25 protein-coding genes and 1 tRNA gene are annotated in these 25309 nt (G+C 72.8%); 11 read left to right on the plus strand and 15 right to left on the minus strand.

Annotated features, from left to right (window positions below; genetic code table 11):
- Positions 1 to 9: 9 nt before the first annotated feature.
- The 5 genes from ABD269_RS02415 to ABD269_RS02430 form a co-directional block, all read right to left on the minus strand.
- Positions 10 to 1650 (minus strand): succinic semialdehyde dehydrogenase, encoded by a 1641-nt coding sequence (locus tag ABD269_RS02415; protein WP_344115543.1) that lies wholly within the window; start codon positions 1648 to 1650, stop codon positions 10 to 12.
- Between the two features lie 155 nt (positions 1651 to 1805).
- A complete protein-coding gene (locus tag ABD269_RS02420) occupies positions 1806 to 3485 on the minus strand; it encodes a serine/threonine-protein kinase (RefSeq protein WP_344115545.1) in 1680 nt (559 codons plus the stop codon).
- Positions 3486 to 3572: 87 nt separating this feature from the next.
- The gene (locus ABD269_RS02425; RefSeq protein ID WP_301893006.1) at positions 3573 to 3875 is read right to left on the minus strand and encodes a cupin domain-containing protein; all 303 of its coding nucleotides are present in this window, start codon (positions 3873 to 3875) and stop codon (positions 3573 to 3575) included.
- Positions 3876 to 3885: 10 nt separating this feature from the next.
- Positions 3886 to 4125 carry a DUF6255 family natural product biosynthesis protein gene (locus tag ABD269_RS35290; protein ID WP_425572810.1) on the minus strand — a complete coding sequence of 80 codons (240 nt, stop codon included), beginning with the start codon at positions 4123 to 4125 and terminating at the stop codon, positions 3886 to 3888.
- Complete coding sequence (locus ABD269_RS02430; protein ID WP_301893008.1) at positions 4122 to 4460, minus strand: hypothetical protein; 339 nt, start codon at positions 4458 to 4460, stop codon at positions 4122 to 4124. The genes ABD269_RS35290 and ABD269_RS02430 overlap by 4 nt, the downstream gene beginning before the upstream one ends.
- Before the next feature lie 133 nt (positions 4461 to 4593).
- Between ABD269_RS02430 and ABD269_RS02435 the strand changes: the two genes are divergently transcribed.
- From ABD269_RS02435 to ABD269_RS02445, 3 genes are all read left to right on the plus strand, one after another.
- Positions 4594 to 5133 (plus strand): GntR family transcriptional regulator, encoded by a 540-nt coding sequence (locus ABD269_RS02435; RefSeq protein WP_344116019.1) that lies wholly within the window; start codon positions 4594 to 4596, stop codon positions 5131 to 5133.
- An 8-nt stretch (positions 5134 to 5141) separates the two neighbouring features.
- The gene (locus ABD269_RS02440) at positions 5142 to 5909 is read left to right on the plus strand and encodes a GntR family transcriptional regulator (protein ID WP_344115548.1); all 768 of its coding nucleotides are present in this window, start codon (positions 5142 to 5144) and stop codon (positions 5907 to 5909) included.
- Between the two features lie 114 nt (positions 5910 to 6023).
- Positions 6024 to 6096 (plus strand) — tRNA-Arg (locus tag ABD269_RS02445).
- A gap of 20 nt (positions 6097 to 6116) precedes the next feature.
- Here ABD269_RS02445 and ABD269_RS02450 read toward each other — a convergent pair.
- Both ABD269_RS02450 and ABD269_RS02455 read right to left on the minus strand, forming a co-directional pair.
- Positions 6117 to 6617, minus strand: a complete 501-nt coding sequence (locus ABD269_RS02450; protein ID WP_344115550.1) for a GNAT family N-acetyltransferase — start codon at positions 6615 to 6617, stop codon at positions 6117 to 6119.
- 85 nt (positions 6618 to 6702) lie between these two features.
- A complete protein-coding gene (locus tag ABD269_RS02455) occupies positions 6703 to 7413 on the minus strand; it encodes a TetR/AcrR family transcriptional regulator (RefSeq protein WP_344115552.1) in 711 nt (236 codons plus the stop codon).
- A 102-nt stretch (positions 7414 to 7515) separates the two neighbouring features.
- On the opposite strand from ABD269_RS02455, the gene ABD269_RS02460 reads away from it, so the two are divergent.
- Together ABD269_RS02460 and ABD269_RS02465 are read left to right on the plus strand one after the other, a co-directional pair.
- Positions 7516 to 9027 (plus strand): MFS transporter, encoded by a 1512-nt coding sequence (locus ABD269_RS02460; protein WP_344115554.1) that lies wholly within the window; start codon positions 7516 to 7518, stop codon positions 9025 to 9027.
- Between the two features lie 14 nt (positions 9028 to 9041).
- On the plus strand, positions 9042 to 9467 hold the full coding sequence (locus ABD269_RS02465) for a VOC family protein (protein WP_301893015.1): 426 nt from the start codon (positions 9042 to 9044) through the stop codon (positions 9465 to 9467).
- Between the two features lie 31 nt (positions 9468 to 9498).
- Here the strand turns inward: ABD269_RS02465 and ABD269_RS02470 are convergent, their stop codons facing one another.
- The 3 genes from ABD269_RS02470 to ABD269_RS02480 all read right to left on the minus strand — a co-directional run bounded on the left by ABD269_RS02470 (position 9499) and on the right by ABD269_RS02480 (position 13614).
- Positions 9499 to 10674 (minus strand): winged helix DNA-binding domain-containing protein, encoded by a 1176-nt coding sequence (locus tag ABD269_RS02470; RefSeq protein WP_344115557.1) that lies wholly within the window; start codon positions 10672 to 10674, stop codon positions 9499 to 9501.
- Positions 10675 to 10746: 72 nt separating this feature from the next.
- Positions 10747 to 12039 (minus strand): M64 family metallopeptidase, encoded by a 1293-nt coding sequence (locus ABD269_RS02475; protein ID WP_344115559.1) that lies wholly within the window; start codon positions 12037 to 12039, stop codon positions 10747 to 10749.
- 234 nt (positions 12040 to 12273) lie between these two features.
- Positions 12274 to 13614: an alpha/beta fold hydrolase gene (locus ABD269_RS02480; protein WP_344115561.1), complete on the minus strand. Its 1341-nt coding sequence runs from the start codon at positions 13612 to 13614 to the stop codon at positions 12274 to 12276.
- A 146-nt stretch (positions 13615 to 13760) separates the two neighbouring features.
- Here ABD269_RS02480 and ABD269_RS02485 point away from each other — a divergent pair, with 146 nt between their 5' ends.
- The 3 genes from ABD269_RS02485 to ABD269_RS02495 all read left to right on the plus strand — a co-directional run bounded on the left by ABD269_RS02485 (position 13761) and on the right by ABD269_RS02495 (position 17401).
- Positions 13761 to 15146, plus strand: coding sequence for a helix-turn-helix domain-containing protein (locus ABD269_RS02485; RefSeq protein WP_344115563.1), 1386 nt, complete (start codon positions 13761 to 13763; stop codon positions 15144 to 15146).
- Positions 15147 to 15551: 405 nt separating this feature from the next.
- Entirely contained in the window at positions 15552 to 16256 is a 705-nt protein-coding gene (locus tag ABD269_RS02490) for a response regulator (protein WP_344115565.1), read from the plus strand.
- Positions 16253 to 17401 (plus strand): sensor histidine kinase, encoded by a 1149-nt coding sequence (locus ABD269_RS02495; protein WP_344115567.1) that lies wholly within the window; start codon positions 16253 to 16255, stop codon positions 17399 to 17401. Before ABD269_RS02490 ends, ABD269_RS02495 begins: the two co-directional genes overlap by 4 nt.
- Before the next feature lie 37 nt (positions 17402 to 17438).
- On the opposite strand, the gene ABD269_RS02500 is transcribed toward ABD269_RS02495, so the two are convergent.
- Entirely contained in the window at positions 17439 to 17807 is a 369-nt protein-coding gene (locus tag ABD269_RS02500; RefSeq protein ID WP_301893026.1) for an STAS domain-containing protein, read from the minus strand.
- A 405-nt stretch (positions 17808 to 18212) separates the two neighbouring features.
- Between ABD269_RS02500 and ABD269_RS02505 the strand changes: the two genes are divergently transcribed.
- Together ABD269_RS02505 and ABD269_RS02510 are read left to right on the plus strand one after the other, a co-directional pair.
- On the plus strand, positions 18213 to 18776 hold the full coding sequence (locus ABD269_RS02505; protein ID WP_344115570.1) for a sigma-70 family RNA polymerase sigma factor: 564 nt from the start codon (positions 18213 to 18215) through the stop codon (positions 18774 to 18776).
- Positions 18773 to 19921 (plus strand): maleylpyruvate isomerase N-terminal domain-containing protein, encoded by a 1149-nt coding sequence (locus ABD269_RS02510; protein WP_344115572.1) that lies wholly within the window; start codon positions 18773 to 18775, stop codon positions 19919 to 19921. The genes ABD269_RS02505 and ABD269_RS02510 overlap by 4 nt, the downstream gene beginning before the upstream one ends.
- Before the next feature lie 28 nt (positions 19922 to 19949).
- On the opposite strand, the gene purU is transcribed toward ABD269_RS02510, so the two are convergent.
- The 3 genes from purU to ABD269_RS02525 all read right to left on the minus strand — a co-directional run bounded on the left by purU (position 19950) and on the right by ABD269_RS02525 (position 22902).
- Positions 19950 to 20834: a formyltetrahydrofolate deformylase gene (gene purU / locus ABD269_RS02515; protein ID WP_301893029.1), complete on the minus strand. Its 885-nt coding sequence runs from the start codon at positions 20832 to 20834 to the stop codon at positions 19950 to 19952.
- A 57-nt stretch (positions 20835 to 20891) separates the two neighbouring features.
- Positions 20892 to 21329, minus strand: coding sequence for an SCO4402 family protein (locus ABD269_RS02520; RefSeq protein ID WP_344116021.1), 438 nt, complete (start codon positions 21327 to 21329; stop codon positions 20892 to 20894).
- A gap of 127 nt (positions 21330 to 21456) precedes the next feature.
- Complete coding sequence (locus tag ABD269_RS02525; RefSeq protein WP_344115575.1) at positions 21457 to 22902, minus strand: hypothetical protein; 1446 nt, start codon at positions 22900 to 22902, stop codon at positions 21457 to 21459.
- A 361-nt stretch (positions 22903 to 23263) separates the two neighbouring features.
- On the opposite strand from ABD269_RS02525, the gene ABD269_RS02530 reads away from it, so the two are divergent.
- Positions 23264 to 23566 (plus strand): hypothetical protein, encoded by a 303-nt coding sequence (locus tag ABD269_RS02530; RefSeq protein ID WP_116213435.1) that lies wholly within the window; start codon positions 23264 to 23266, stop codon positions 23564 to 23566.
- Between the two features lie 234 nt (positions 23567 to 23800).
- On the opposite strand, the gene ABD269_RS02535 is transcribed toward ABD269_RS02530, so the two are convergent.
- A complete protein-coding gene (locus ABD269_RS02535) occupies positions 23801 to 25201 on the minus strand; it encodes an NsdA family TPR-like regulatory protein (RefSeq protein ID WP_301893032.1) in 1401 nt (466 codons plus the stop codon).
- Positions 25202 to 25309 lie beyond the last annotated feature (108 nt).

A 25309-nucleotide genomic window follows, 5' to 3' on the forward strand; every position in this document is an offset into this window, starting at 1 on the left:
AGCTTCCGGTCAGCGCAGGCGCAGTGCCTTCAGCGCGCGCAGGCTGCGGGTCATGAACTCCGCGTACTTCTCGTCCGTCATCCCGAAGGACGGTGCGAGCGGCATGATCCGCTGCTGGGCGACGGTCTGGGACTCGGTGTACTTCAGGATGCCCTCGGAGCCGTGCCTGCGGCCGAGCCCCGAGTCGCCCATGCCGCCCATGGGCGACTGCGCGCTGCCGTACGCCGCCGCGTACGCCTCGTTGACGTTGACGGTGCCCGCCCGCAGCCGGGCGGCGAGCGCGCGGCCGCGCCGCCCGTCCCTGGTCCAGACGGAGGCGTTCAGCCCGTACGGGGTGGCGTTGGCCAGTGCGACCGCCTCGTCCTCGTCACGGAAGCGGTATACGGAGACGACCGGGCCGAACGTCTCCTCCGCGCAGACCGCCATCGGCGCCTCGACGCCTTCGAGGACGGTCGGTTCGTAGAACAGCGGGCCGATGTCGGGCCGGGGGCGGCCGCCCGCGAGGACGGTGGCGCCCTTGGCCACGGCTTCCTCGACGTGCCGGGTCACGGTCTCCAGCTGCCTGCCGGAGACGAGCGACCCCATGTCGGCGCCGTACGCGAGGCCCGTACCGAGCCGCATCGCGCGCGCGCGGGCCACGAAGCGCTCCACGAAGGCGTCGGCGACCGACTCGTGGACGTACAGCCGCTCGATGGAGATGCACAGCTGGCCCGCGGACGAGAAGCAGCCGCGGACCGCGCCCGCCGCAGCCTTCTCGACGTCGGCGTCGTGCAGGACCAGCATGGCGTTCTTGCCGCCGAGTTCGAGCGAGCAGCCGACCAGCCGGGCGGCGGCGCCCTCGGCGACCTCGCGGCCGGTGCGGGTGGAGCCGGTGAACGAGACGTAATCGGCGTGCGCCACGACGGCGGGCCCGACGACCGGCCCCTCCCCCAGCACGATCTGCCAGACGGGCGCGGGCAGCCCCGCCTCGATCAGCAGCTCACGGGCCCACAGGGCGGTCAGCGCGGTCTCGGTGTCGGGCTTGGTGACCACGGTGTTGCCCGCGACCAGCGCGGGCAGCGCGTCGCCGACGGACAGCTCGAAGGGGTAGTTCCACGGCGAGATCTGGCCGACGACGCCGCGCGGCTGGCGCAGTTCGGTGACCTTGGTGAGCGTCGGCACGACGCCGGTGTGCCCCTTGGGCCGCAGATACGCGGGTGCCTTGCGCCCGTAGTGCCGGGCGGCGACGGCCACCGCCTGCACCTCCTCGTGCGCGTGCAGGCGGGCCTTGCCGGTCTCCACCTGGATCAGGTCCAGCACCTCCGACTGGCGGGCCAGCACGAGGTCGTGGAAGCGCAGCAGGACGGCGGCGCGCTCGCGTACGGGCACGGCCGCCCACGCCCGCTGCGCCTCGCGCGCCCGCCCGAACGCGGCCGCCACGTCCTCGGGCCCCGACTCCGGCAGGTCCGCCAGCTTCCGCCCGGTGAACGGCGTGTGGCTGACGGTCGTACCGGATCCGGTCAGCCCCCGGGTCAGCCGGGCGACGAGCTCGGGCGTGACGACGTCCGCGGCGGTACGGGCTCCGGGCGGGGCGACCGGGTTGCCGCCCTCCACGGGTATCGCCGCTTGTGCCGTTCCCTCTGCTGCTGCGCCATGCCGCGAGTCGGTCATGAGGGCGAGCGTAGGCGGGCTCGCACACTTTGGGTACCCGGCAGTAACCACTTTCCGCCGGACCGGGACGGGCGGCTGCGTCGCTTCCGTGACGACCGTCGACGGCCGTCACAAAATTCCCGACGGCTGTCGCGGACGACGTCCCGTGACGGCCGTCAGGGAACCGATACGGGCCTGACGCGTACGAAGGTGTCGAGCGCCGTCTGCGCGTAGCGGCGCCCCTCGTCGGCCTGGTCGGCGGGCGACGCCACCCACACGTCGTACCTCCTGTCGCCTTCGTCCCAACAGACGTCGTACATATGCCGAGCGCTCCCGTCGTCGTCCGGATCCTCGTTCCAGGTGAACTCCCAGCGGGCGGCGAAGCCGTCCTTGTGCCCGGTCGGCGCGACCGTGGCGTCGCGGTATCCCGGATAGCGGTCGGGGGCCTCCTCGGCGGCGGTGCGCAGGGCGCCCATGGGGCCGTCCTCCTGCCGGTCCTGGATCGTGACGCCGATGACGAACTTCCCGCCGGGCGAGCGGAAGAGGACGCGCGGCGGCTCGAAGGAGCGGGTGAAGCCGTCCGGGACGGCGAGGGCGAACCCCGCGGGGTCCTGGACCGCCCGGTAGCCGGCCGGGGCGTCGACGACTGCGGTGGCGGGCGGCTCGGAGGGCGAGCGGGGCGAGGGTGTCAGCGGGCCGCTTGTGACGTGGGTGGGTTTGTCGTCCATCCCTGTGGTGTGCGAGTCCGTCAGCAGGGTGGCGAGCCCGGCGCCCATTCCGGCCAGGGTCATCACGGCGACCCCGGTCATCAGGGCGAGCCGGGCGCGGCCTTGGGGCGGGGGCTCGAAGGGCGGAGGCTCGCACGGCGAAGGCAGGAGCGAGGCCGCGGCGGCGGGCGGTGGGTTCGCGGGGGTGTCGTGTGCGCGTCTCCGGGCGCGCAGCCTCCCCCGGCGGCGGGGCCGCCCGGCCGTACGGTCGCCGGCCCCGGAGGGGGTGGCCGCCTCCGGCATGCGCCCCGAAGCGAGATAGGTCAGCAGCAGCCACTCCGCCTCGTCCACGCCCATCCGGCGCTCGGGGTCGCGCTCAAGCAGCCCCCGTACGACCGGCAGCAGCGGTTCGGCCGCGGCCGGTGGCCGGATCTCGTCCTGGACGACGGCCTGCAGGATGCCGCCCAACGAGTCGCGGCGGAAGGGGGATTCACCGCTGAGCACCACGCAGAGCAGCACTCCCAGTGACCACAGGTCCGACGCCGGTCCGGTGCTGCGGCCCGCGATCCGCTCCGGCGCGGTGTATTCGGGCGAGCCGACGAATGCGCCGGACTCCGTGATCGTCGTGGCTCCGGAGACCCGGGCGATGCCGAAGTCCGTCAGCACGACGCGCCCCGTACCGGCCTCCAGCAGGACGTTCGGCGGCTTGATGTCACGGTGCAGGACGCCCCGGGCGTGCGCGGCCCGCAGCGCGCCCAGCAGCGCGGCCCCGATGCGGGCCGCCTCCCGCGCCCCCACCGGCCCGTCCACCGCCAGGACATCGGACAGCGCGCGCCCCTCGATCAGCTCCATCACGATCCACGGGCGCCCCTCCTGGATCACTATGTCGTGCAGGGCGACCACATTCGGATGGTTGATCAGCGCGGCCGCACGGGCTTCTCTCAGGGTGCGGTCGACGCCGGTCGCGGGAAGGGTGGCGGCTCCGGACAGCGGACGACCGTCGTCCATGTGCAGCTCTTTGACCGCGACTTCGCGGGCGAGCAGCTCATCGGTGGCACGCCAGACGGTGCCCATGCCACCGCGCCCGATCTTCTCCCTCAGGCGGTAGCGGCCGACGATCAGACCATCGTGCGCGGCGAAGGTCCCCATGAACACATCTTGCCCCTCCTCCCACCACCTCACCGCGTGCGTACCGGCCGGTTGTGCGCATACGGATGACACGCCCCCGGAACCGCCCTACCGGGAGCCCTCCACGATCAGCAGCACGCCCTCGCTGCCGGGCCGTACGGCGTGCGGGGTGTGCGCCGGCACGACGCAGAGCTCACCGGCCCCCACGGTCAGATGCGTGCCCCGTATGTCGAGCTCCAGCCGCCCGTCGACCACGAACAGGACCTCGGCGCAGTCGTGCGCTTCCTCTTCGAGCGGCAACCCGTCCATCCGCAGCGCTTTGACGGCCACCCCGTCCACGTCACCGAGCACCCGCGAGCGCCACGCACCGGGGAGGACGGCGGCCAGATCTCTCACCTTGATCGCTTCCATGAGGTGGACGCTAGTGGCGTGGAGCGGGGCGTTGGCTGGCCGTTGGGCAAAGGTTCCGGGTTCGCGGGCGAAGCTGTCGCGCGGCCGCGCGGTCGGCACGGTGGGCGCTCCCCCGTGAGACGGTCACCGCCTGCGGCAGGCCGGGTGGGCGCAGCGCGCCGTAGTCCGTGAACCGCACGACACCGCAGCCCTCGCACCGCGCCGCGCCGCGCGTCCGCGCCCATCCCGTGCGGTGCAGGCACGCGTTCATCGCGCCTCCCCTGCGAGCATGTGCGCGTTCGTCCAGTGCATGCGCTGCGCGACGAGGGCGTTGTCCATGTCGGCCCTGTCCCCTCTGGCCTGGGCCTCCCTCAGCGCCACTTTCGACTCTTCGCACTCCGCGCAACGCGCTGGTGACCCCTCGGGCCACAGCCCCACCGCGCCCCGCTCCTCCCGGGTCGCCAACCGCAGCGCGCCGAACGGCACTTCCCACTCGCCCCCGCCGCCGGGCTCCCGCACGTTCACTCGTTGCCCGCGGCCGCCGATCACCTGCGCGATGCGGCCGTCCCTGGTGTCCACGACAAACGCGCCGTTCCTGTAGGTCATCCCTCACACCTCCTGGATCGACCGTACTGCTATTCGCGAAAGGCAGCCATGCCACGAAAGGGTGGCATTCTCCGAGGGGTCGCATACCGTGTGGGACAACACGGTGGAGGTCAGCGGCCAGTGGGAGGACATCGTGAGCAACAGCCGGTGGGTCAGCAGCTCGATGCCGTATCTGACGCCGGACGCCGCCCGACCGGACGCCTGGGGCGCCGAAGCCGCTGCTCAGGGGCGCAAGGGGACCCAGCGCATCATCCGCGCCGAGGAAGTTCCCGCACCGCCCGACATCGCACTTCAGCTCGGACTGCGCGAGGGAGGTGCCGTGGTCGTACGCCGCCGGATCATGTATCTGGACGACCAGCCCAATGAGTTGACGGACACTTACTACCCAGCCGACATCGCCCGCGGCACGCGTCTTGCCGGGACGGCCAAGATCCCCGGTGGTGCGATCCGACTGCTCGCCGAGCTCGGGTACGTGGGCGCGAGGGTCCGCGAGGACGTGGTCGCGCGGATGCCGAATCCGGAAGAGCGTGCGCTGCTTCGGACCGCGCAGGACGAGCCGGTCCTGCGTCTGACCCGAGTCACCGTCGACAGCCAGGACCGGCCGTTCCAGGTCGACATGATGACCATGCCCGCGCACCGCCAGCACCTGCGGTACGAGCTCACGATCGGATGAACCCGCCCATGACCGAACCCGGCACCTCCGACCGCCGATGCCTGCACGAGCGGATCGCCGCCGATCTGCGTGACGAAATCATGAGCGGCGACCTGGCCCCGGGGGCCGACCTGCCCTCCACCATGCAGCTCAAGGCCAGGTTCGACGCCTCCAACGCGACAGTGCAGAAAGCACTGCAACTACTCAAGGACGAGCGCCTGATCATCGGTCGGCCCGGCACCGCGGTCACCGTGCGCGAGCGTCGGCAGCGGACCATGCGACCGGCCGCGTACATGGCGCCGTCGGCGGCGGGCGAACCGTACCGCTGGCTGACCGAGGCGGCCGGTCACGGCCGGCGGGCCCGGAGCAGACTCCTCGGCGTCTCGGAAGCCGCACCTCCCGCAGACGTCTCCGCGGCCTTGGGGCTGCCCGGGAACGGCACCGCGCTGCTCCGCCGCCAGGTGCTGCTGATCGATGACGAGCCGGTGGAGCTCGTGAAGTGCTACTACCCACTGGACATCGCCCAGGGCACGCCCATCATGGAGCGCCGCAGGATCAGGGGCGGGACGCCGACCCTCCTCGCCGGCCTCGGATTCCCGCCCCGGCTCAGCGTGGACAAGGTCTCCGCGCGGGTGCCCACCCAGGAGCAGTACAACGCGCTCCGGCTGCCCACCAGCCTCCCGGTGCTCCGGACCCTCCGGGTCGTGTACAGCGACGACGAGCGACCCGTCGAGGCCGCCGTGATGGTCAAGGCCGGGCACCTGTACGAGCTGCAGTACGAATTCACACCGGAGTGACCTGCCGGACGCGGCGCCCCGCCGACCGGACGGGAAGGATCACGGAAATGTTCGGGTAATATTGCTCCCGCAACGCCGACCCGGCAGCCTCTCGAAGGCCACCGGAAGCGCCGAGCACTCGTAGCTCAACGGATAGAGCACTTGACTACGGATCAAGAGGTTGCAGGTTCGAATCCTGCCGAGTGCACACTCACCGCCCCGGACGGATCATCGTCCGGGGCGGTTTTGCGTTGCCGCGCCCCGCCCGTCCCAGACGTAGCGGATGTCCGGCTCCCCCTCCTCGTTCGCGCTGCCGTCCGTCCGCTCCGCCTCCGTGAAGCCGTGGCGTTCGTAGAAGCGGTGGGCGGGGGTGTTGACCTGGAAGGTCCAGAGGTCGAGGCCGGTGGGGTGGCGTCGCTTCGCCAGGGCCACGAAGCGGTCGCCGAGGCCCTGGCCACGCCGGTCCGGCGCCAGGTAGAGCTGGTCGATGCGGCCCTCCTGGAGGACCAGCACGCCGACGACCGGCCCGCCCGGCTCCTCCACCACCCAGGTCTCGCGCTCCGGGATCACCACCGCCCGGAAGTAGTCACGGACCTCGTCGTCGGAGTGCGCCCGCCGGACCGTGGGCAGCGCCGCGTCGTACGAACGGAGCCAGACCTCGGCCACCTGCGCCGCGTCCAGCGCTCCGGCCCGCCGAATGATCGCCTCGTGGGCGGTGTTGTCATCCATGCGGCGCACGGTCTCAGCAGCGCCGCGTCACCGCACGCGAATTACTGCCGCGCCGTATGCCCCGCAGATGCCGGCGGCTCCGCCCTCAAGCCCCCGCGTCCAGCACGTCCGAGTCCGCGTACGCGCGGCCGAGGCGGTCGGCGGCGCGGTCGAGTGTCCCGCGGACCGCCGCGCGGACGCGGGCGGGCGGCTCGTCCGCCGCGAGCGTCACGTGCAGCACGTCGAACACCAACTGCCGGGCGGCGACGGCGAAGGACGCGAAGAGCTCCAGCTCCGCGCGGAGTCCGGGCTCGGCCCGCATGCGGGGGCCCGCGCGCTCGACGAGCATCTCCAGGAGCCGTTCCTGGCGGCGCTGCATGAAGGGCAGATAGCTGCGGCCGAGGGTGGAACTGCCGAGCAGCACCCGGGAGAAGACACGCCCCTGGGCGATGGAGTCCTCGTCGCTGAGCGCCAGTTCACAGGCGGCCGCGCACGCGTCGATCAGGCCGTCGAGGAGCTCCGCACCGGTCGAACCGGGCCGCACCGCTTCCCACAGCCGTGCGTCGAACTCCTCGCGGCGGCCGAAGAAGATGTCCTCCTTCGAGGCGAAGTGGGTGAAGACCGTGGCCGGTGCCACGTCCGCCTCGGCAGCGATCCGGGTGAGGGTGACGGCGTCGAACCCCTCCTCCGCGAAGAGCCGGAAGGCCGCCTCGGAGATCGCGCGGCGAGTGCGCTCCCGCTTGCGGCCGCGCAGCCCGGTCGCGGGCGCGCAGGCGGGCGCTGCGGCGGAGGCGTCGGCGGTGACGTGCGTGGTCATGGGATCAAGGATACGTCCCCGCGAAACCAAAATTAGAGGTGCTACATTTTTAGAGCACCTCTAATTCTGAGATGTGGACAACCTTTGCGAGGACGGCTTCCCATGCCCGACCCATCAGCACCGACGACCAGGACCCCGGCCCGGCCGGACGCGCTCCACCCGGCCGAGGCCCCCACGGGCCCCGCGTCCGGCGCGCCCGCCCGAGGCCCCCGGTCCACCGCCGCGATCCTGTTCATCGCCTGCGCGGCCCAGTTCATGGTCATCCTCGATGTGTCGATCGTGAACGTGGCCCTCCCCTCCATCCGCGCCGAACTGCACCTCAGCGGCGCCGGCCAGCAGTGGATCGTGAACGCCTACACGCTCGGCTTCGCCGGGCTCCTGCTGCTCGGCGGCCGCGCGGCCGACCTCGTCGGCACCAAGCGCGCCTTCCTCACCGGCCTCGCCGCCTTCACCCTGGCCTCCCTCGCGGGCGGCCTCGCGACCGACGGCGCGCTGCTGATCGCCGCCCGCGCCGTGCAGGGCATAGGCGGCGCGGTGCTCGCCCCGGCCACGCTCACCCTGATCATGACGACGTTCACCGAACCGGCGGCCCGTACGCGGGCGATGGGCGCCTGGAGCGCCGTCATGGCGGCCGGCGGCGCGGCGGGTGCGGTCATCGGCGGAGTGCTCACCGAGTACGCGGGCTGGCGCTGGGTACTGTTCGTCAACGTGCCCATCGGCGTCGCACTGCTGGCCGCGGCCCTGGTGTACGTCCCGGCCACCGCCTCCGGGCGCGGCGGCGGACTGCGCCGGCTCGACCTTCCGGGCGCCGTGTCCGTGACCGCGGGTCTGACCGCGCTCGTCTACGGGATCATCTCCACCGAGACCCACGGCTGGGGCTCCCCCACGGTGTGGGCGCCGCTCGCCGCCGGGGTGCTGCTGCTCCTGGCCTTCCTCGCCATCGAGTCGAAGGTGGCCCATCCGCTCGTACCGCTCGCCATCCTGCGCCGCCGCAGCCTGGCCACCGCCAACCTCGTCGTGATCTGGATGGGCGCGGCCACCTTCGCGATGTGGTTCCTGCTGTCGCTCTACTTCCAGCAGATCCTCGGCTACAGCGCGGTCAAGGCGGGCCTGTGCTTCCTGCCCGGCTCGCTCGCCATCATCGCGGGCGCGCAGCTCGCCACCCGGATCATCGCCCGCACGGGGCCGCGCCCACTGCTCGTCATCGGCATGGCGCTCAGCACCGTGGGCTTCATATGGCTCTCCCGGATCCGGGCCGACGGGAATTATGCAACTGATGTGGTGGCACCGTTCGTTCTCGCCACCTTCGGTGCGGGACTCGCGATGATGCCCGCCACCGTCGCCGCGACCAGCGGCACCGACCGCGCCGAGGCGGGGCTCGCCTCGGGCCTCGTCAACACCTCCCGCCAGGTCGGCGGCGCGCTCGGCCTCGCCCTCCTGGCAACCGTCGCGACGCACATCACGGCCGGCCGACTGGCCGCCCACCCCCATGACATCCAGCAGGCACTGACCGCTGGATACGGCAGGGCCCTGCTGATCGCCGCCGCGTTCACGGCGTGCGCGGCCCTCGGAGCGCTCGCCGTGCCCGCCAGGGCGCGCAGGGTCACCTCATGAAGGAAGGATCCATCATGGCCAACGAGTTGAACCACATCATCGTCCACGTCAAGGACCGCCGGCGGAGCGCCGCGTTCGTCGCGGAGCTGATGGACACCGAAGCTCCGCTCGACTGGGGCCCGTTCACGCAGATCACCAGCTCCAACGGCGTGGGCATCGACTTCGCGGACGACCACGTGGCGCCGGACGCCATCAACGGCAGCCACCTCGCGTACCTCGTGACGGACGAGGAGTTCGACGCCATCTTCGGGCGGATCGAGAAGGGGGGCGTGCGGTACTGGGCGGACCCCGCGATGTCCCGCGAGGGCGAGATCAACCGCCACTACGGCGGGCGGGGCGTCTACGTCCTGGACCCGGGCGGCACGTGTGTGGTCGAGTTCATCACCAAGCCGTACGGTGAGACGCCGTCGCCCGAGGTCAAGCACCCCGGGCGTATGTGACCCCGCCCGGGGCTCCGGCCCCGGCCCCCCACTAACCCACCAACTCCCGTTCCAGCGGTGTGCGGAAGCGTGGAGTGACCCTCACGTCGCCGAGCCATGAGGACAGGCGCGCGGCCTCCGTCTCGATCGCGGAGGTCGCGTCGGGACCCGCGTCCGCCAGCAGGCGCCAGGCGATCTCGCCGTCCGGGCGCTGGGCCCAGCCGCCGACGATGCGACCGTTCCACCACACGGTGGGGCCGATGTTGCCCGCGCGGTCGAAGAGGGCGGGCACGTGGTCCGGGGAGAGGTACCAGTCGCGGTCGCGCCAGCCCATGGCCGTGGGGTCGAGGCCCGGGAGGAGCGCCGCCCACGGCTCCGCGGGGGCGACGTCCTCCAGGTCGTCCGGGAGGACGAAGCCGGGGCCGTGCGCCAGTTGCACGTCCCGGGCGCCCACGTCGGCCAGTGCCCGGCGCGTGTCGCCGAGCGTCCAGCCCGTCCACCACTTCAGGTCCGCTTCGGTCGCCGGTCCGAAGGATGCGAGCCACCGCCGCGCGACCTCCGCCTTGGATTCCCGCACGGGGAGTTCGGGCAGTTGGTCCACGGGCGCCCATGCATACATGCTGCTGGTCCACGATCCGCGCGGGCGGCTGCGGCGTACGTGACCGTCCGAGGCCAGCAGCCGCAGCAGCCGACTGCCGACGCTCTGCCGCGCCGCGTACGGCTTGCCCGCCGAGACCAGGATCGTCTCCCGCAGGGCGGGCACGTCCTTGGCGAGTTCGGCCGTCGTCGCCTCACCGCGGGCGGCGAGGGCGGCCAGCACCTCCCGTTCGGTCCGCACGAGCCGCTGTTCGTCCCAACTGCCCTCGGTGCCCTGCTGCAGGAACTTCAGGAACGCCGCCCGCTCCCGCGCCGCGATCGCCCGGGCGGTGGAGGCGTCGACGTACGGGGCGAGCCCGGAGCTCACGGCGAAGATGGTGCGCCGCATGGACAGCAGCTTCACCAGCGTCACGTCGTCGTACAGCCCGCGCTCCACCTCCGCCGTCGACGGCTCCACCAGCCGCGCGCACGCGGAGAGATACACGGTCGCCGCGTCGGTGGCGTGCAGCCCCACGAGGGCGTCCGCCACGTCTTCCACGGCGGTGACGCGGTGCGCGGGCGAGAGGAGGTGCCGACGGCCGAGGCGGGCGCGGCGCTGTTCATCGGTGATGCGGGGGCGGAGGCTGCTCATGGGGTGAGGGTAGGAGGGATATAGGACGGATCCTGTCCTACGGCGCGCGGGAGCCCGGGCGGCGCACCGGGTTCAGCGCGCCGTCTCCCACGTCAGCGAGCTCCGCATCCGCTCGCGCAGCCGCGGGTCCCGTACGGCGTCCGTGCCGTCCACAGCCCTCGCCGACATCGCGTGCGCCCGGCCGTCCGCGGGGACTCCGAGGGAGCGGGGGGTCACCGAGACCCGTCCGCGCGCGTCGGCGACCTCGCGCCCGTCGACGTACCAGCGCAGCACCGCGCTGCTCGCGGACAGCCGCACCGTGATGCGCTCGCCCCGGCCGATCCTGCTGTCCGCGCGGCGGTCGCTCGTCAGCACGCTCGCGTGCCGGTAGAACCCGGCGATCATCGCCTCGCGTCCGGGCAGGTTGAACTCGCGCCCCAGGGTGCGCATGATCGAGTTGTCGGTGGGCCGGAAGAGGCCCTTGGGGTAGTAGCCGCCGCCTTCGTACGCGCCGACCGTGCCGCCGTCCGGCGAGGTCCGGCCGATCCAGCGGTACCACTTCTGCCGCTGCGCGGTCATCTCGCCGGCGCTCAGCTTGGTGATGTTCGCTTCGGCCGGTTCGGCGCCGGTGTAGGTGCCGTACTCGTCGTACTGGTACTCGTCCGCGAGCTTCCCCAGCGAGTGGCCGGTCTCGTGGACGGCGATCTGGTCGGACTTGGGATGGTCCGAGGAGGCGGTGGCGATGCCGTCGTAGCCCACCTTGGAGACGACGTCGTTGTAGCCCGCCCCGCCGTATTTGGTGGAGTTGGACAGGACCACCACGAGGTCGGCGGCGGGCGCCTTGGCGGCGTACGACTCGACCCTGCCGGTGTCGACGCACAGCAGCCGCTCGACGCCGTCGCAGAAGAAGGCGGAGCGCAGCGCGGTGTCCTTGACGACGCCCTTGCCCGAGTCGCCGGAGACGCCGGACTCCCGGGAGACGGCGTCCACGGCCCACACGTTGAAGAGGTTCTTGTACGAGGCGTACGGCTCGACGGCCGACATCTTCGCCCACTTGGCGCGTACGGCGGTGTGGAAGTCGCCCTGCTGCCCTGCTGTGTAGCCGTCACCGACGAAGACGACGTCGAGCTTGCTGCCGACCGGGCCGTTCTCGACGATCGATGTGACGTCGCCGTCGCCGCGGACCGACGGCCGCAGGGACTTGGGCGGTGCGGGGGACGCGGGGACGGTGGTGTGGCGGGGGTGGCCGTCGGGGCCGGTGAAGTATTCGACGTGCTGGGTGCGTTCGGGTCCCGGTGTGGCGCCGGAGGCCACCGGTGCGGCCGTGGCGGCCAGTGCCGCCGTCAGGGCGGCCGCGCCGACCGCGAGGGATATTCGTCTATGCATGGGGGGTTCCTCCCGAATCCCCGCCGCGGTGTAAGCGGCGGGTCAAGTCGAGTTAAGGCGCCGCTCAACGTAGGGGCTCGGGAGGAACTGGGCAATGGTCGTGGCGCAAGTGGCGACTCGGAAAGGGGCGGGAACTTCCGGTGCGTCACGGGGAGTTATCACTCCGGTACGGCCACCCGCCGGTCCGTGCCGGCCAGGAGCACCACGGTCACCACCACCCGCCCCGAGCCACGGTCACCCGTCGTCCCGTACGAGCGTCAGCAGCCGGTCCAGCACCACGCGACCGCTCGCCCGTACGCCGTCGTGCTCGTATTCGTCGGTGACCCAGGTGCGCAGGCCGCCGATGGCGCGGGCGGTGCGCAGGGAGTGTTCGGTGTCGACGTAGAGGTCGTCGTGGTAGATCGCGGCGGCCACGGGGACGGTGTTGCGGGCGAGGCGGTCGGGGTCGTAGAGGGGCGTCCAGCCCTTGCGCTCGGCGAGGAGTTCCGCGGTGTGGCGCAGGGGGCGCAGGGCGGGGTGGGTGCGCAGCATCCAGGGGTGGACGGTCTCACCGGTGAACAGGAAGCGCGCGCCGGGCTCGAAGTGGCGGTCGAACTGCGGGAATTCGGCCCGTACGCGCTCGGCGGACCAGTGCGTCGCACGCCCGTCCTGGGCATAAATTGCCTCATGGAGAATCGCGTAGAGCGGGCAGTGGGCGCGGGAGAGCACCGCGGCGACCGCTTCGGCGAACGCGTCGGACAGCCGCGGCCCCGCGACCGTGTCCACGAAGGCGTCCTCCAGGAGGTAGTGCAGCCGGTGCGAGCCGTCGCCGGTGCCGAGCAGGATGCCGAGCTGCTGGAACGCCTCGACGGTGAGCAGGGTGCCGTCGGGCAGCACCTCCTCGCGCCCGGCGAGGTGGGCGGCGATGCGCCGGGCGGCCGCCTCGTCGCCGGGGTAACGCGCGTAGTGCGCGAGGTTCTTGCGCTCCATGCGCGGATAGGCGGCGCGGTAGACGGCGTCCGGGTCGGCGTCGAGCGAGGGCAGACCGCCGGTGATGATCACCTGCGCGAGCCCCTCGGGGGCGTACGAGAGGTAGGTGACCGCGCAGAAGCCGCCGAAGCTCTGGCCGAGCACGGTCCAGGGCCGCCCGCCGGTCAGCCGGGGGCGGATCAGCTCGCAGTCGCGGACGATGGAGTCGGCCCGGAAGTGGGCGAGGTAGTCGGCCTGTTCGGCGGGCGCGCCGCGGAGCGGGAGCGTCTGGCGGTCGGCGGGCGTGGAGCGGCCGGTCCCGCGCTGGTCGAGGAGGAGGACGCGGTAGTCCTCAAGGGCGCGGTCGAGCCAGTGCTCCCTGCCGACCGGGCGGCCGGCGGCGAAGCCGGGCCCGCCCTGGAGGTAGACGAGCCAGGGCAGGTCGTCGTGCTCGCGGCGGGTGGCGACGACCTCGCGGGCGTAGAGCCGGATCGTCGCGCCGCCGGGGTCGGCGTGGTCGAGCGGCACGTCGAAGTGGTGGTCGGTGAGGACGAGTCCGGGCTGCCGGAAGGTGGCCGTCCCGGCGGCTCTCGTCGTGGCGGCCGCCTCGCGAACGGTCTCCGGCATGGTTCTCCACCCTCATGTGAACGGGCCCGTCGGATGTCGGCCGGACATCGGACAGGCATCAGTAAGACATCGGACAGCCGTGAGCGGTCCCGGACGGGTTTGACTCACCGCGTGCATCGCACGGCGTAACCTACCGAGGGGCACCAGTGGCGGAGAACAGCACCCACGGCATACGGGCGGACGAGCCCGCCGACATCGGGCGGCGCGTGCTGCGGCTGCGCACGGAGAAGGGCCTCACCCAGCGCCAGCTGGCCGAGCCCGCCTATACGGCCGCGTACGTCTCCACCCTGGAGGCCGGGCGGGTGCGCCCCTCGGAGAACGCCCTGCGCCACCTCGCCGAGCGCCTGGGCACCACGGTGGAGGAACTCGCCACCGGCCGGCCGCCGCACCTGGCGACCGGGCTTCGGATGCGCCTGACGGACGCCCGGCGGACGCTGGCCACGGGTGCGGCGCAGGACGCGGCGGAGCAGTTCCGCGCGCTGCACGACGAGGCCGCCGGGCTGGCGCTCGGCACGGAGCGGAGCGCCGCGCTCCGCGGGCTCGGGGACTGCGCCCTGGAGACCGGCGACCTGGTCGAGGCCCGCGACCACTTCGCCGCCGCCGAACAGCTCCTGGCGGACGAGCCGTTGCCGCGCCGCGTCCCCGCCCTCCGGGGGCGCGCCACCGCGCACCTGCTCGCCGGTGAACTGCGCTACGCCTGCTATCTGCTGGAGACCGCCGTCGACGAGCTGAACGCCTCGGGGATGCACGACCCGGACGCGCTGCTGCTCCTCTACACGGCCTCCATCGCGCCCTATATGGACATGGGGGCGCATGCACGGGCCGCGCACGCCGCGGAGCTCGCGCTGGCGCTCGCGCCCAAGGTGGACGACCCCGCGCTCGTCGCGGGGATGCACCGGGGAGTGGCCCGTACGCTCATCGCCGAGGGGCGCATCGCCGAGGCCGACGCGTCCCTGGCCAAGGCGCAGGAGCTCTATCTCCAGCTGCACATCCGCACCGAACTCGCCCACTGCCACTGGATGCGCGGCTACGTCCGCGCGCAGGACGGCGATCTGAAGGGCGCCGAGAGCGAGCTGCGCACGGCCCGGGACATGCTGGCGTCCAAGCGGGCCGCGCTGTTCACCGTGCAGGTCGAGGTGGAGCTGGCGGACGTGCTGCGGCGGCGCGGCAAGACCGGCGAGGCGGAGCGGCTGCTGCGGCCCCTCCTGTCGCCCTCGGCGCTGGGCGCCGAGCGCGGCGCCGTCCACGCGGGCGGCGCGCACCGGCTGCTGGGTCTGATCGCGGAGGAGCGCGGCGAGACCGAGACCGCGGAGGAGCACTACTGCTCCGCCCTGTCCCTCCTGGAGCGCACGGGAGCCGCGGGCGACCTCGCCGACCTGTGCCGGCTGCTGGGCGATCTGCTGCGGCGCACGGGCCGGACGGAGGCGGCCCTCGACGCGTACCGCACGGGCCTGGGGCACCGCGCGGCGCCGGGGACGACGACGCTGGGTCCCGCGCCCACGGAGCCGCCCTTCCGGGGCGGGGCGCTGTAGCGGGGCCTTGCGGACCGCATATTTTCACCCCGATGTTTTCCGGTCGGGGTTCTCACGTCGCAGGCCGCCGCTTGTGGGGGACGCGGCGGCCTGCGACCGCGAGCTGCCCGTGCCGTCACCGGTGGGGCGCGTGGGCGCGCCGCGGGCGGCCGGGCGTACCGACGCGGGTCCCGGCATGGTGCAGCATGGACGTCACTCTGCCGGGCGGTGTGCCCGGACGGTATCCGTCCCGGGTCCCAGCGGCACCCCCTCCGGTCGGCGGGGGTGCGTCACGGAGCGGACAAACCGACGACTGGAGCCTTACGCTCCGTTTCTAGCCTTCCGCGCCGGAGCGGTGCGGAAGGCCGGAGATCCGCCGGGTGGTCCGGACCGGCGGTCGGAGCGCACAGGAAGAGGTAGCGATCGGTGATCCGTGTTGCGGTGGTGGACGACGAGCAGCTCGTCCGGTCCGGGCTGCGGATGATCCTGGGCACGGCCCCGGACATCGAGGTCGTCGCGGACTGCGGCGGGGGCGAGGCCGTGGACACCGTGCGCGGATCCGCCCCGGACGTCGTCCTGCTCGACATCCGGATGCCGGACGTCGACGGCCTGACCGTGCTGCGCGGCCTGCGCGACCTTCCGCGGCCGCCCGCGGTCGCCATGCTCACCACCTTCGACGCCAACGAGTACCTCGCGGCGGCGCTGCGCGGCGGGGCCACCGGCTTCCTGCTCAAGGACACCGACCCGGAGCAGCTCGTCCAGGCCGTGCGCACCCTCGCCGCCGGTGGCAGCGTCCTCGACCCGGGCGTGACGCGCGCGGTCATCGGCGGCTACCTCGCCGCGGAGGCCGAGTCGACGGCCGCGCGGGCGGTGGCCACGCTGACCCCGCGCGAGCGCGAGGTCCTCACCCACCTCGGCGCGGGCCTGGCCAACCCCCAGATCGCCGAACGCATGGGGCTGGCCCCCAGCACGGTCAAGGACCACGTACGCGCCGTCCTGGGCAAGCTGGGCGGCCTCAACCGCGTGCAGGCCGCGATCATCGCCGACCGCGCGGGCCTGGTGGCGACACCCCGTCCGGCCCCGACCCGCCCGGGCGACCGCCCGGCGGCCCCGCCCGGGAGCCCGCGGTGACCGGGAGGGCGGGGCGACGGCTGCCCGCGAGGGTGCGGGCGGCCGTGCCCGTCCTCGTGCCCGCGCTGCTCGCGACCGTGGACGCGCTGCTCGTCAACGGCGCCGGGTTCGGCCTGGGCATGGGCATGTCGCTGCTCGCCGCGGTGGCGCTGCTGTGGCGGCGGCGGTTCCCCGTCCCCGTCTTCCTGGCCACGCTGCCGGGCATCTACATCGGCTACATCTGGTTCGCCCCGATGATCGCCCTCTACACCGTGGCCACCCACCGCACGGACCGCCGGCTGCTCGGTGCCGCCGGACTGCTGCTGGCCGTCGCGCACTTCGTGCCGTACCCGGTCTCCGACTTCTCCCTCTCCGACCGCCGTCAGACCGCACTCCTGCTCGTCGACGCGCTGGTCACCGCCGCCACCCCCGTCACGCTCGGCCTCCTCACCCGCACCCGCCGCGAACTCGCCACCCGGCTCGACGAACTGACCCGCAGCCGCGCCCGCGAGGACCGGCTCCTCGCCGACCAGGTGCTGGCCACCGAACGCGCCCGGCTCGCACGGGAGATGCACGACGTCGTCGCCCACCAGGTCAGCCTGATCAGCCTCCAGGCGGGCGCCGTGCAGATCAGCACGCGGGACGCGCAGGCGCGCGACGGGGCCACGAAGATCCGCGAACTGTCCGTGCGCACCCTGGAGGAGCTCCGCCACATGGTCGGCATCCTGCGCGCCGCGGGCGCGGACACCGAGGAGCTCACCCCGCAGCCGAGCCTCGCCGACCTGCCGCGGCTGATCGAACTGAGCGCGCTGGACGTCACGTACGACAACGAGTGCGACCCGGCCGCGGAGCGCTCGGAGCCCGTGGAGCGCGCGGCCTTCCGTACCGTCCAGGAAGCTCTGACCAACGCCCGCAAGCACGCGCCGGGCGCGCGCGTACGCGTGCGCGTGGCCGGGACGGGTACGGGGACGACGGCGCCCGGGCTGCTGGTCGAGGTCCGCAACGGCCCGCCGGACGCGGCCGCGCCCGCGCCGGACCTGCCGGGGGGCGGGCACGGTCTGGTGGGCCTGCGCGAGCGGGCACAGAGCCTCGGCGGAACGCTCCGGGCGCACCGGACGGAGGACGGGGGCTTCGTCGTACGGGCGGAACTCCCCCTGGGGAGTTAGGCGCCCGGCGGAGCCCCGGCCGGCGCCCGGGGAACCGCTAGGCGGAAAGCGGCTCTTCGTGCGTCGCCGCGGCCAGGTCGGGGTAGATGTCGAAGAGACGGCGCACCCCGAGCGCCGCGAGGACCCTGTTGATGTGTGATCCGTCCGCACCGCCCTGCGCCGGCAGGATGAGTCTCAGCCTGCCCTGACAGGAGCGCATCAGACGGCGGGCGGCGATCAGCACGCCTACGCCGCTGGAGTCGCAGAAGCGCACCTCGGCCAGGTCGAGCACCAGACTGCGGCGGCCCTCCGCGACCGCGTCGTGCACGCGTTGCCGGACCACCGGCGACGTCACCAGGTCCATCTCACCGGAGACCAGGAGGACTGCCCAGTCTCCCTGCTCGGCGTCCTTCACCTTCAGCGTCACGCGCTCGAAGCCCCTTCGCTCGGTTCTCGTTCCCCGGAACGGACCCTTCCTCGGTTGCGGCTGCCCGACCGCTCTTCCGTGAAACGCCACAGCGCCAACCGGCCCTCAACGAGCCTATGCCCAGCTCGAACCCCGAATTCTCCTGGATCCGGTCACACACGCATAACACATCGGCACATTCGCGCACGTACGATCTATAACGATCGGACAATGGTGCGGAAAGTGACCGGGGCAATACCATCCGCAGCCACCGGGGGGCCTGCTTTGCCGCAAACGCGTCTGCGTTGTCACACCCGGCGACTAGATTCGAGAAGCATGTGACGCCGAGCACAAGCGCGAGCGATCATCAGTACGAGCCACGGCACGGGCCACGCGACGACGACAGGGACGCACGGAGGGGGCGGCATGGCGACCGACGCACCACCCAAGTGGGACCGCAAGATGCAACAGCGGCTCGCGCACGGTGAGGCGGCGGCGCTCGGCGAGCTCTACGACCGCTTCGCCTCCCTCGTGCACACCCAGGCCCACCGGGTGCTCGGCGACGAGAGCGGCGCCGACCGCGTCACGCGCGAGGTCTTCGGCTATGTCTGGGAGCACCCCGGCGCCTACGACCCCAAGCAGGGCTCCCTGCGCTCCTGGATCGCCGCCCTCACCCACCAGCAGGCCGTCGAGCGGCTCCGGCAGGCGAAGAGCGACGGCAGGAGCAGCCCGGAGGAGATCGAGGAGAAGGTCCGCGCGGCCTCCGCCGCCGCCCGCGCCGACTACATCGTCACCTCGATGCCCGCCCCGCTGCGCGCCGCCCTGGACCTCGCCTATCTGCGCCGCCTCGACTACCGCCAGGCCGCCGCCCACCTCGGCGTCACCGAGGACGAGGCCCGCCGCAGGCTGCGGCTCGGGCTGCAACTGCTGTCCACCGCGCACCACGGGCCCCGCGTGACCGCGCCTCGCACCCACGGAGGCGCACGATGAGCGGCACCGCACCGGAGACCCGCCGCCCCCAGGCGACCCACAAGGTGCTCAAGTCGCTGCTCGGCGCCTGGGCGCTGGCCGCCTGCTCCAGCGAGGAGACGGCCGCCGTCGAGGAGCACCTGACCGACTGCGCCACCTGCGCGGACGAGGCCGTGCGGCTGCGGGACGCGGTCGCGCTGCTGCACCCGGAGGACAGCCTCGACCTCGACCCGAGGCTGCGCTCCCGGGTGCTCGCCTCCTGTCTGGGCCGCCGCCCCGCCCGCGTCCCCGTGCCGGACTGGGCCGCGCCCTACGACGCCGAGACGGCCCGGCTCGACGCCCTGCTGCGCGACATCGGCGAGGCGGAGTGGCGGGCGCCGGTGCGGCTGAGGTGGTTCGACGGCGAGCGGCCCATGGCCCGCGACCTCTCCGCGGCCGCCGTGATCGGCCATCTCATGGCCGTGGACGGCCTCGCCGCCACCGCGCTCGGCCTCCCCGACCCCGTGGGCCCCGGCGCCCCCGACTCGCCCACGGAGCGCACCGAGGCGCTCTGGGCACATCAGGCGGCCTCCGGCGCGCCCGACCGGCACGGCCCCGGCGCGGCGCACGCGGCCTGGCGCGAGCAGAGCACCGCGCTGATCCGCGGCGCGTCGTTCGCCGCCGACGAGGTGGCGGAGCTGCCCGTGTCCTACGGCGCGTTCAGCCTGCCCCTGCGCGACTCCTTCGTGGACCGCGCCTTCGAGTGCTGGGTGCACGCCTCGGACATCGCCGAAGCCGTCGACTATCCGTACGACCCGCCCGCGCCCGGCCACCTCCGGCACATGGTGGGCCTGGCGGCGCGGATGCTGCCCGCCGCTCTGGCCGGGCGCCGCCGGGCCGGGCTCGCCCCGCCGGCCCGCACCCTGGTCGCGGCGGGCACCCCGGGCCGCACGCTCCATCTGGAGGTCGAGGGCAGCGGCGGCGGCCATTGGTACGTCCCGCTGGACTCCCCGGGCGCCCTCGGTTCGCCCGAGGGGACGGTGGCGCACGTCGCGCTGGACGGCGTCGAGTTCTGCAGGCTGGCCGCGGGCCACATACCTCCACAGGACGCGGCCGTCGGCCGGACCGGCGACAGCGAGGCCATCGAGGACGTCCTCCTGGCCACCGCCTCCCTCTCCCGGCTGTGACCGGAGAGGGAGGAAAAGGGGCGTCCGCCTAGGCGAAGACGACCGTCCGCCGCCCGTTGAGGAGCACGCGGTGCTCGCTGTGCCACTTCACGGCGCGGGCCAGCGCCTGGCACTCCACGTCGCGGCCGATCGCCACCAGCTGGTCGGGGGTGACGCCGTGACCGACGCGCTCGACCTCCTGCTCGATGATCGGGCCCTCGTCGAGGTCGGCGGTCACGTAGTGCGCGGTGGCACCGATCAGCTTCACACCACGCGCGTGCGCCTGGTGGTACGGGCGTGCGCCCTTGAAGCTCGGCAGGAAGGAGTGGTGGATGTTGATGATCTTCCCGGAGAGCACCTTGCACAGGTCGTCCGAGAGCACCTGCATATAGCGCGCCAGCACGACCAGCTCGACGTTCTCCGCCTGGACGAGCTCCAGCAGCCGCGCCTCGGCCTCCGCCTTGTTGTCCTTCGTCACCGGGATGTGGTGGAAGGGGACGCCGTACGAGCCGACCAGCTCGGCGAAGTCGGTGTGGTTGGAGACGACCGCGGCGATCTCGACCGGCAGCGCGCCGATCCGCGAGCGGAACAGCAGGTCGTTGAGGCAGTGCCCGAACTTGGACACCATCAGCACGATGCGCATCTTCTCGTCGGCCCGGTGGATCTGCCAGTCCATCTGGAAGGAGTCACCGATCGCCGCGAAGCTGGCCCGCAGCTTCTCCAGCGTCACCGGCGCGTCCGCACCGAAGTGCACGCGCATGAAGAAGAGCCCGGTGTCCCGGTCGCCGAACTGCTGGCTGTCCTCGATGTTGCAACCGGTCATGAAGAGATAACTGGACACCGCGTGCACGATGCCCTTCTTGTCCGGGCAGGAGAGGGTGAGGACGTACTGTTCCGGGGCCCCTTCGGTGACAGGGGACTGCGAGGCGTTCATAGCCCAATAGCGTCGCACACCCGGCGACCCCTCCTGACCGCGCCGGCCGCGGCCCGCTCAGCGGGCGCCGGTGGCCAGGGCCAGGATCTCCAGCGAACGGGGCGGCGCGTCCGGGTCGTCACCGTCGTTCGCCGCCAGCCGGACGTGCGCCTCACGGGCGGCCCGTACGGCGTCCGGCCAGCCGTGGTGCTCCAGATACGCCGAGACCGGGGCGTCGGCCCCCACCTGGTGCATGATCCGCAGCACCCGCAGCACGGCGACGTCGACGACGGCGACCTCGGCGGAGTCCCGGAAGATCGTCCCGAGGTACTTCTCGGCCGACCAGTTGTCCAGCCAGGTGTCCTCGACCAGCCGGTACACGGCGTCGGTCACGTCCCCGAACCCCGCGTGCCCGGTCAGCCAGCACTCCTGCTGGAACACCGGGTCGGAGAGCATGTGCAGCGCGGAGCGTACGTTTGCGCGCCAGCGCCACCATGGCATGTCATTGAGCGGCATGCCGTCCATGGTGGTCGAGCGGCGGCCGCGGCGGGGAGACTTCTCCGAAGCTTGCACGCGTCCGATCGTACGTTCCCCTCCCGGGCCCCCGGCCGGGGGTCCGGGCACGGCGGCCCGCCACCCGCTCCTACAGCTGGGTCCATTTGTGCTGGGACAGGTGGTATTTCTTCGCGATCGGGTTCCACAGATCGGCCGCCTTCTTCTTGGCCGCCGTCGCGTCGTCGCTCGCCTTGTCGCCCGCCGTACTGTCACCCGTCGGCTTGGGACGGCCCTTGACGCAGCCGCCCTTGGCGCCCGCCTGCCCCGCCCACGCCGCGTAGTGGCTGTCCGCGGACGACGACGACTGCCAGGCCTTCGTCAGCTGCGCCGAGAGCTCCGCGTTGTCGGGAAGCTTGTCGATCGGGGTCTGCTGAAGGCGGGTCACCAGGCCGTCGCGCTGCTTCGCCGCGTCCCGGAGGTCGTTCCCCGACTTGTCGAGGTCCCTGCAGTTCCGGGTCGAGTCGACCGCCTTGATGACGGCGTCACGGCTGTTGTTGCTGTCCTTGAGGAGCGCGTCCAGCGCCTTCGCCTGCGCGAGCGCCGGGTCGTCGGCCTTGGGCGCCGGCTCCTGCTTGTCGCCGTCTGCCGACTGCCCGGAGTCGGGGGCGGTCGAGCTCACCGCCGTGTTCTGCTGGTCGCTCTTCTTGTCGTCACCACCACCGCTGAGCAGCGCACCGGCGCCGAGCCCGGCCGCGGCGCAGGCCGCGACGACGATGCCGACGATCGCGGCGGTCGGCAGCTTCTTGCGCGGCGCGGGGGGCTCCTGGGGCTGCGGTCGCGGCGGCGGGCCCGCGTGGGGGCCACGCGGCGGCGGCACCTGCTGCCGGGGCCCGGGCGTGCCGCCGCTCTCCCGGAACAGCCCGTCGAACTCGGCCGGCGGCGGCCGCTCCCCCGCCTGAGCGAAGGCCGCGCCACCGGCCGGGGGTATGTGCGGGCCGGAGGGCACCGGCGGCAGGTACTGCGTGGCCGCCTCGTTGGTCACCGGGGGCAGGTACTGCGTCGCGGCGCTCTCCTGCACCGGCGGCAGATACTGCGTGGCCGCGCCGTTGTCGACCGGCGGCAGGTACTCGGGCCCGCCCGGCTGCGGGGGAATGAGCTGCGTGGCCTCACCGTGCGGGCTCGCGGGCACGGGCGGCAGGTACTGCGTCGCCGCGGACGCCGCGTCGGGCAGCGGCCCGCCACCCACGGGCGGTATGTACCGAGTTGCCTCGTTCGCCGAGGCGGGCGGCAAGTACTGGGTCGCCTCCGACGCGGACTCCCGCACCGGCGGCAGATACTGCGTGGCCTCAGCAGCACCGGGCGCATGGGCGGGCGGACGCGGCGCACCCGGCGGCACCTCCGGCGGCAGCGGCGCCCGCTGCGCGTCCGGCGCGTGCTGCGCGTCCGGCCCCCAGGGCTGACCCCACGGGCGGCCCGGCGCCGGAGCCTGGTGCCCGTCGGCGCCCCACGACTCCTGCTGAGCGGGCAGCACGACACCCTCGCGCGGCGCCTGCGCGGGAGGCTGCGGCGCGTTTCCCTGTCCGCTCTGCGTCACCGGGACTCCTAGCTGTACGGGACTTTACGGAAGCGTCGGCTCACGCTACCGGTCGTTGTTCGCCTATGCCACGTCCGCTGGATGCGGTTGCTTTGGTGGGTGCGGCTTGTTCGCGCCTGCGGCGGGCGGCCTCAAACGCCGGCCAGGCTGGATCGGGTGAGCCTCGTCCCATGAGTGCAGCTTTGTACGCGCCTGCGGCGGAGCGCCCTTCGGGCGCGTCCTCAGACGCCGGACGGGCTGAATGCGTGGCCAGGGTACTTGCATCCACGAGGGCCGCTTGTCAAGCGCGTGTGCGTGGGGTTGTGGAGTGCCCTAGCGTGCTCCCAAGTAGCCAGGAAAACATGGGCAGAAGGAGGGAAGCGTGGACGAGGAGGAGGATCGGCGGCTGCGGGCGATCGCACCGGAGATCTCCCACACCACGATCGGCCTGATGCGGAAGGTCGTCGGACTCGAACCGGCCGAGCGGGTGCCCGAGGAGGCCATGCGGGTCGCCGACGAGGTGCTCGCCAAGCACGGCACCGACGGTCTGCGCGTACTCATCATGAGCCTGTCGGGGTGGATGGCGGTCGGGATCGAGAACGTCGCCCACCTCACCCACCAGACGAACGAGGCCGTCATCGACAGCATCGAACTGACCTGCCTGGAGGCCAACCCCGACGGCTGAACTCCGGCGGGAGGGGCGGGGCCGCAGGGGCGGGGGTCCTGGACGCTGACGTGTATTTGCGGCGCAGGCCCCGGGCGCTCAATGCGCCCTACGGCAACGCGCCGTAAATATACGGTCCAGGACCCCCGCCCCGGAGGCCACGCCCCGGCCACCCACAACCCAGCCCGGCCGGCGCTTGAGGCCACCCGCCGCAGGCGCGAACAAGCCGCACTCAAAGGAAAGCTCAGCCCACAACTACGCCGCCACAACCTCCAAGCGCGCCCCGAACTCCCGAACCACCGGCTCCTCCCGGTACGGCGCCAGCCTCTGCTGGAAGTCGTCGAGATACTCCGCCCCCCGGTTGGAGCGCAGCGTGCCGAGCAGTTCCAGGGCCCTCGTGCCCGTCGCGCACGCCTCGTCCACGTCGCGCTGCTGCACCTGTGCCGTCGCCAGCAGCAGCATCCCGATGGCGCGGCGGCGCACCCGCCCCTCGGGGTGGCCCGCGATGGCGTCCTCCGCCTGGCGCCGCGCCTGGTCGGCCTGGCCGAGGTCGCGGTGGCAGTGGGCGAGTTCATCGGCGAGGTAGGCGTGGTCGAAGTGCCGGATCCACGGCGGGTCGTCGCCGGTCTCCTTGCCGGCGGCGACGCCGGTGCCGGCCTGTTCGAGGTGGTTCAGGGCCCGCCCGGCGGCGGTCTGGAAGGCGCGCGCGTCGCCCATGAGCGCGTGCCCCCGTGCCTCGGCCGCGCAGAACATCGCCTCGGCGCGCGGGGTGACCTGCCCCCGTGCCCCTTCCTGTGCGGCCTTGGCGAGTTGGGCGATCTCCCGTGGGTTGCCGAGGGACGCGGCGAGGTGGCTCATGCCCGCGGCCAGTACGTATCCGCCGTAGCCGCGGTCCCCGGCGGCCTGGGCGAGCCGCAGGGCCTGGATGTAGTAGCGCTGGGCGAGCCCCGGCTGGCCGGTGTCGACGGCCATGTAACCGGCGAGCTCCGTCAACCGGGCGACGGCCGCGAAGAGTTCCCGTCCGACGGATTCCCGGTACGAGCCGGCGAGCAGCCCGGAGACGACGCTGTTGAGGTAGTGGACGACGACGGGCCGGACGTGTCCGCTGCCGTAGCGGTGGTCGAGCTCGACGAGGGCGTCGGTGGTGGCCCGTACGGCCTCGACGTCGGAGGCGCCCACGCGGGCCCCGGCGTTGCGCGCGACCTGGGGGTCGGCGCCGGTGATCAGCCAGTCGCGGCTGGGCTCGACGAGGGCGGAGGACGCCACGGACGTACCGCTGAGGAAGTCCCGCCGTCCGACGTCGCTGCGCCACAGTTCGCAGACCTGCTCGATGGCCCCCAGTACGGTCGGGGAGAACTGGAGGCCGACGCCGGACGCGAGGTTCTTGCCGTTGGCCATGCCGATCTCGTCGATCGTGACCGTACGGCCGAGCTTGCGGCCGAGCGCCTCGGCGATGATGCCGGGAGCGCGGCCGCGGGGCTGCTGGCCGCGGAGCCAGCGCGCTACGGATGTTTTGTCGTACCGCAGGTCGAGGCCGTGCTCGGCGCCGCACATATTGACGCGGCGCGCCAACCCGGCGTTGGAGCAGGCTGCTTCCTGGATGAGCGCCTGCAGCCGTTCGTTCGGCTGCCGCGCCACGAGTGGCCGTGCGGCCATGCTGTACCCCCTGAGACTGCTAAGCGTTCGCGGCTCGCGCCGCGAGGTGCGGAGAAGCTGAGACAGCTGCTGAGAGCGCCTTCCCCTGTGATCTTTGCCCCCTGAATG

Origin of the sequence: Streptomyces blastmyceticus, from assembly GCF_039521185.1 — a bacterium.
Taxonomy (GTDB): Bacteria; Actinomycetota; Actinomycetes; order Streptomycetales; family Streptomycetaceae; genus Streptomyces; species Streptomyces blastmyceticus.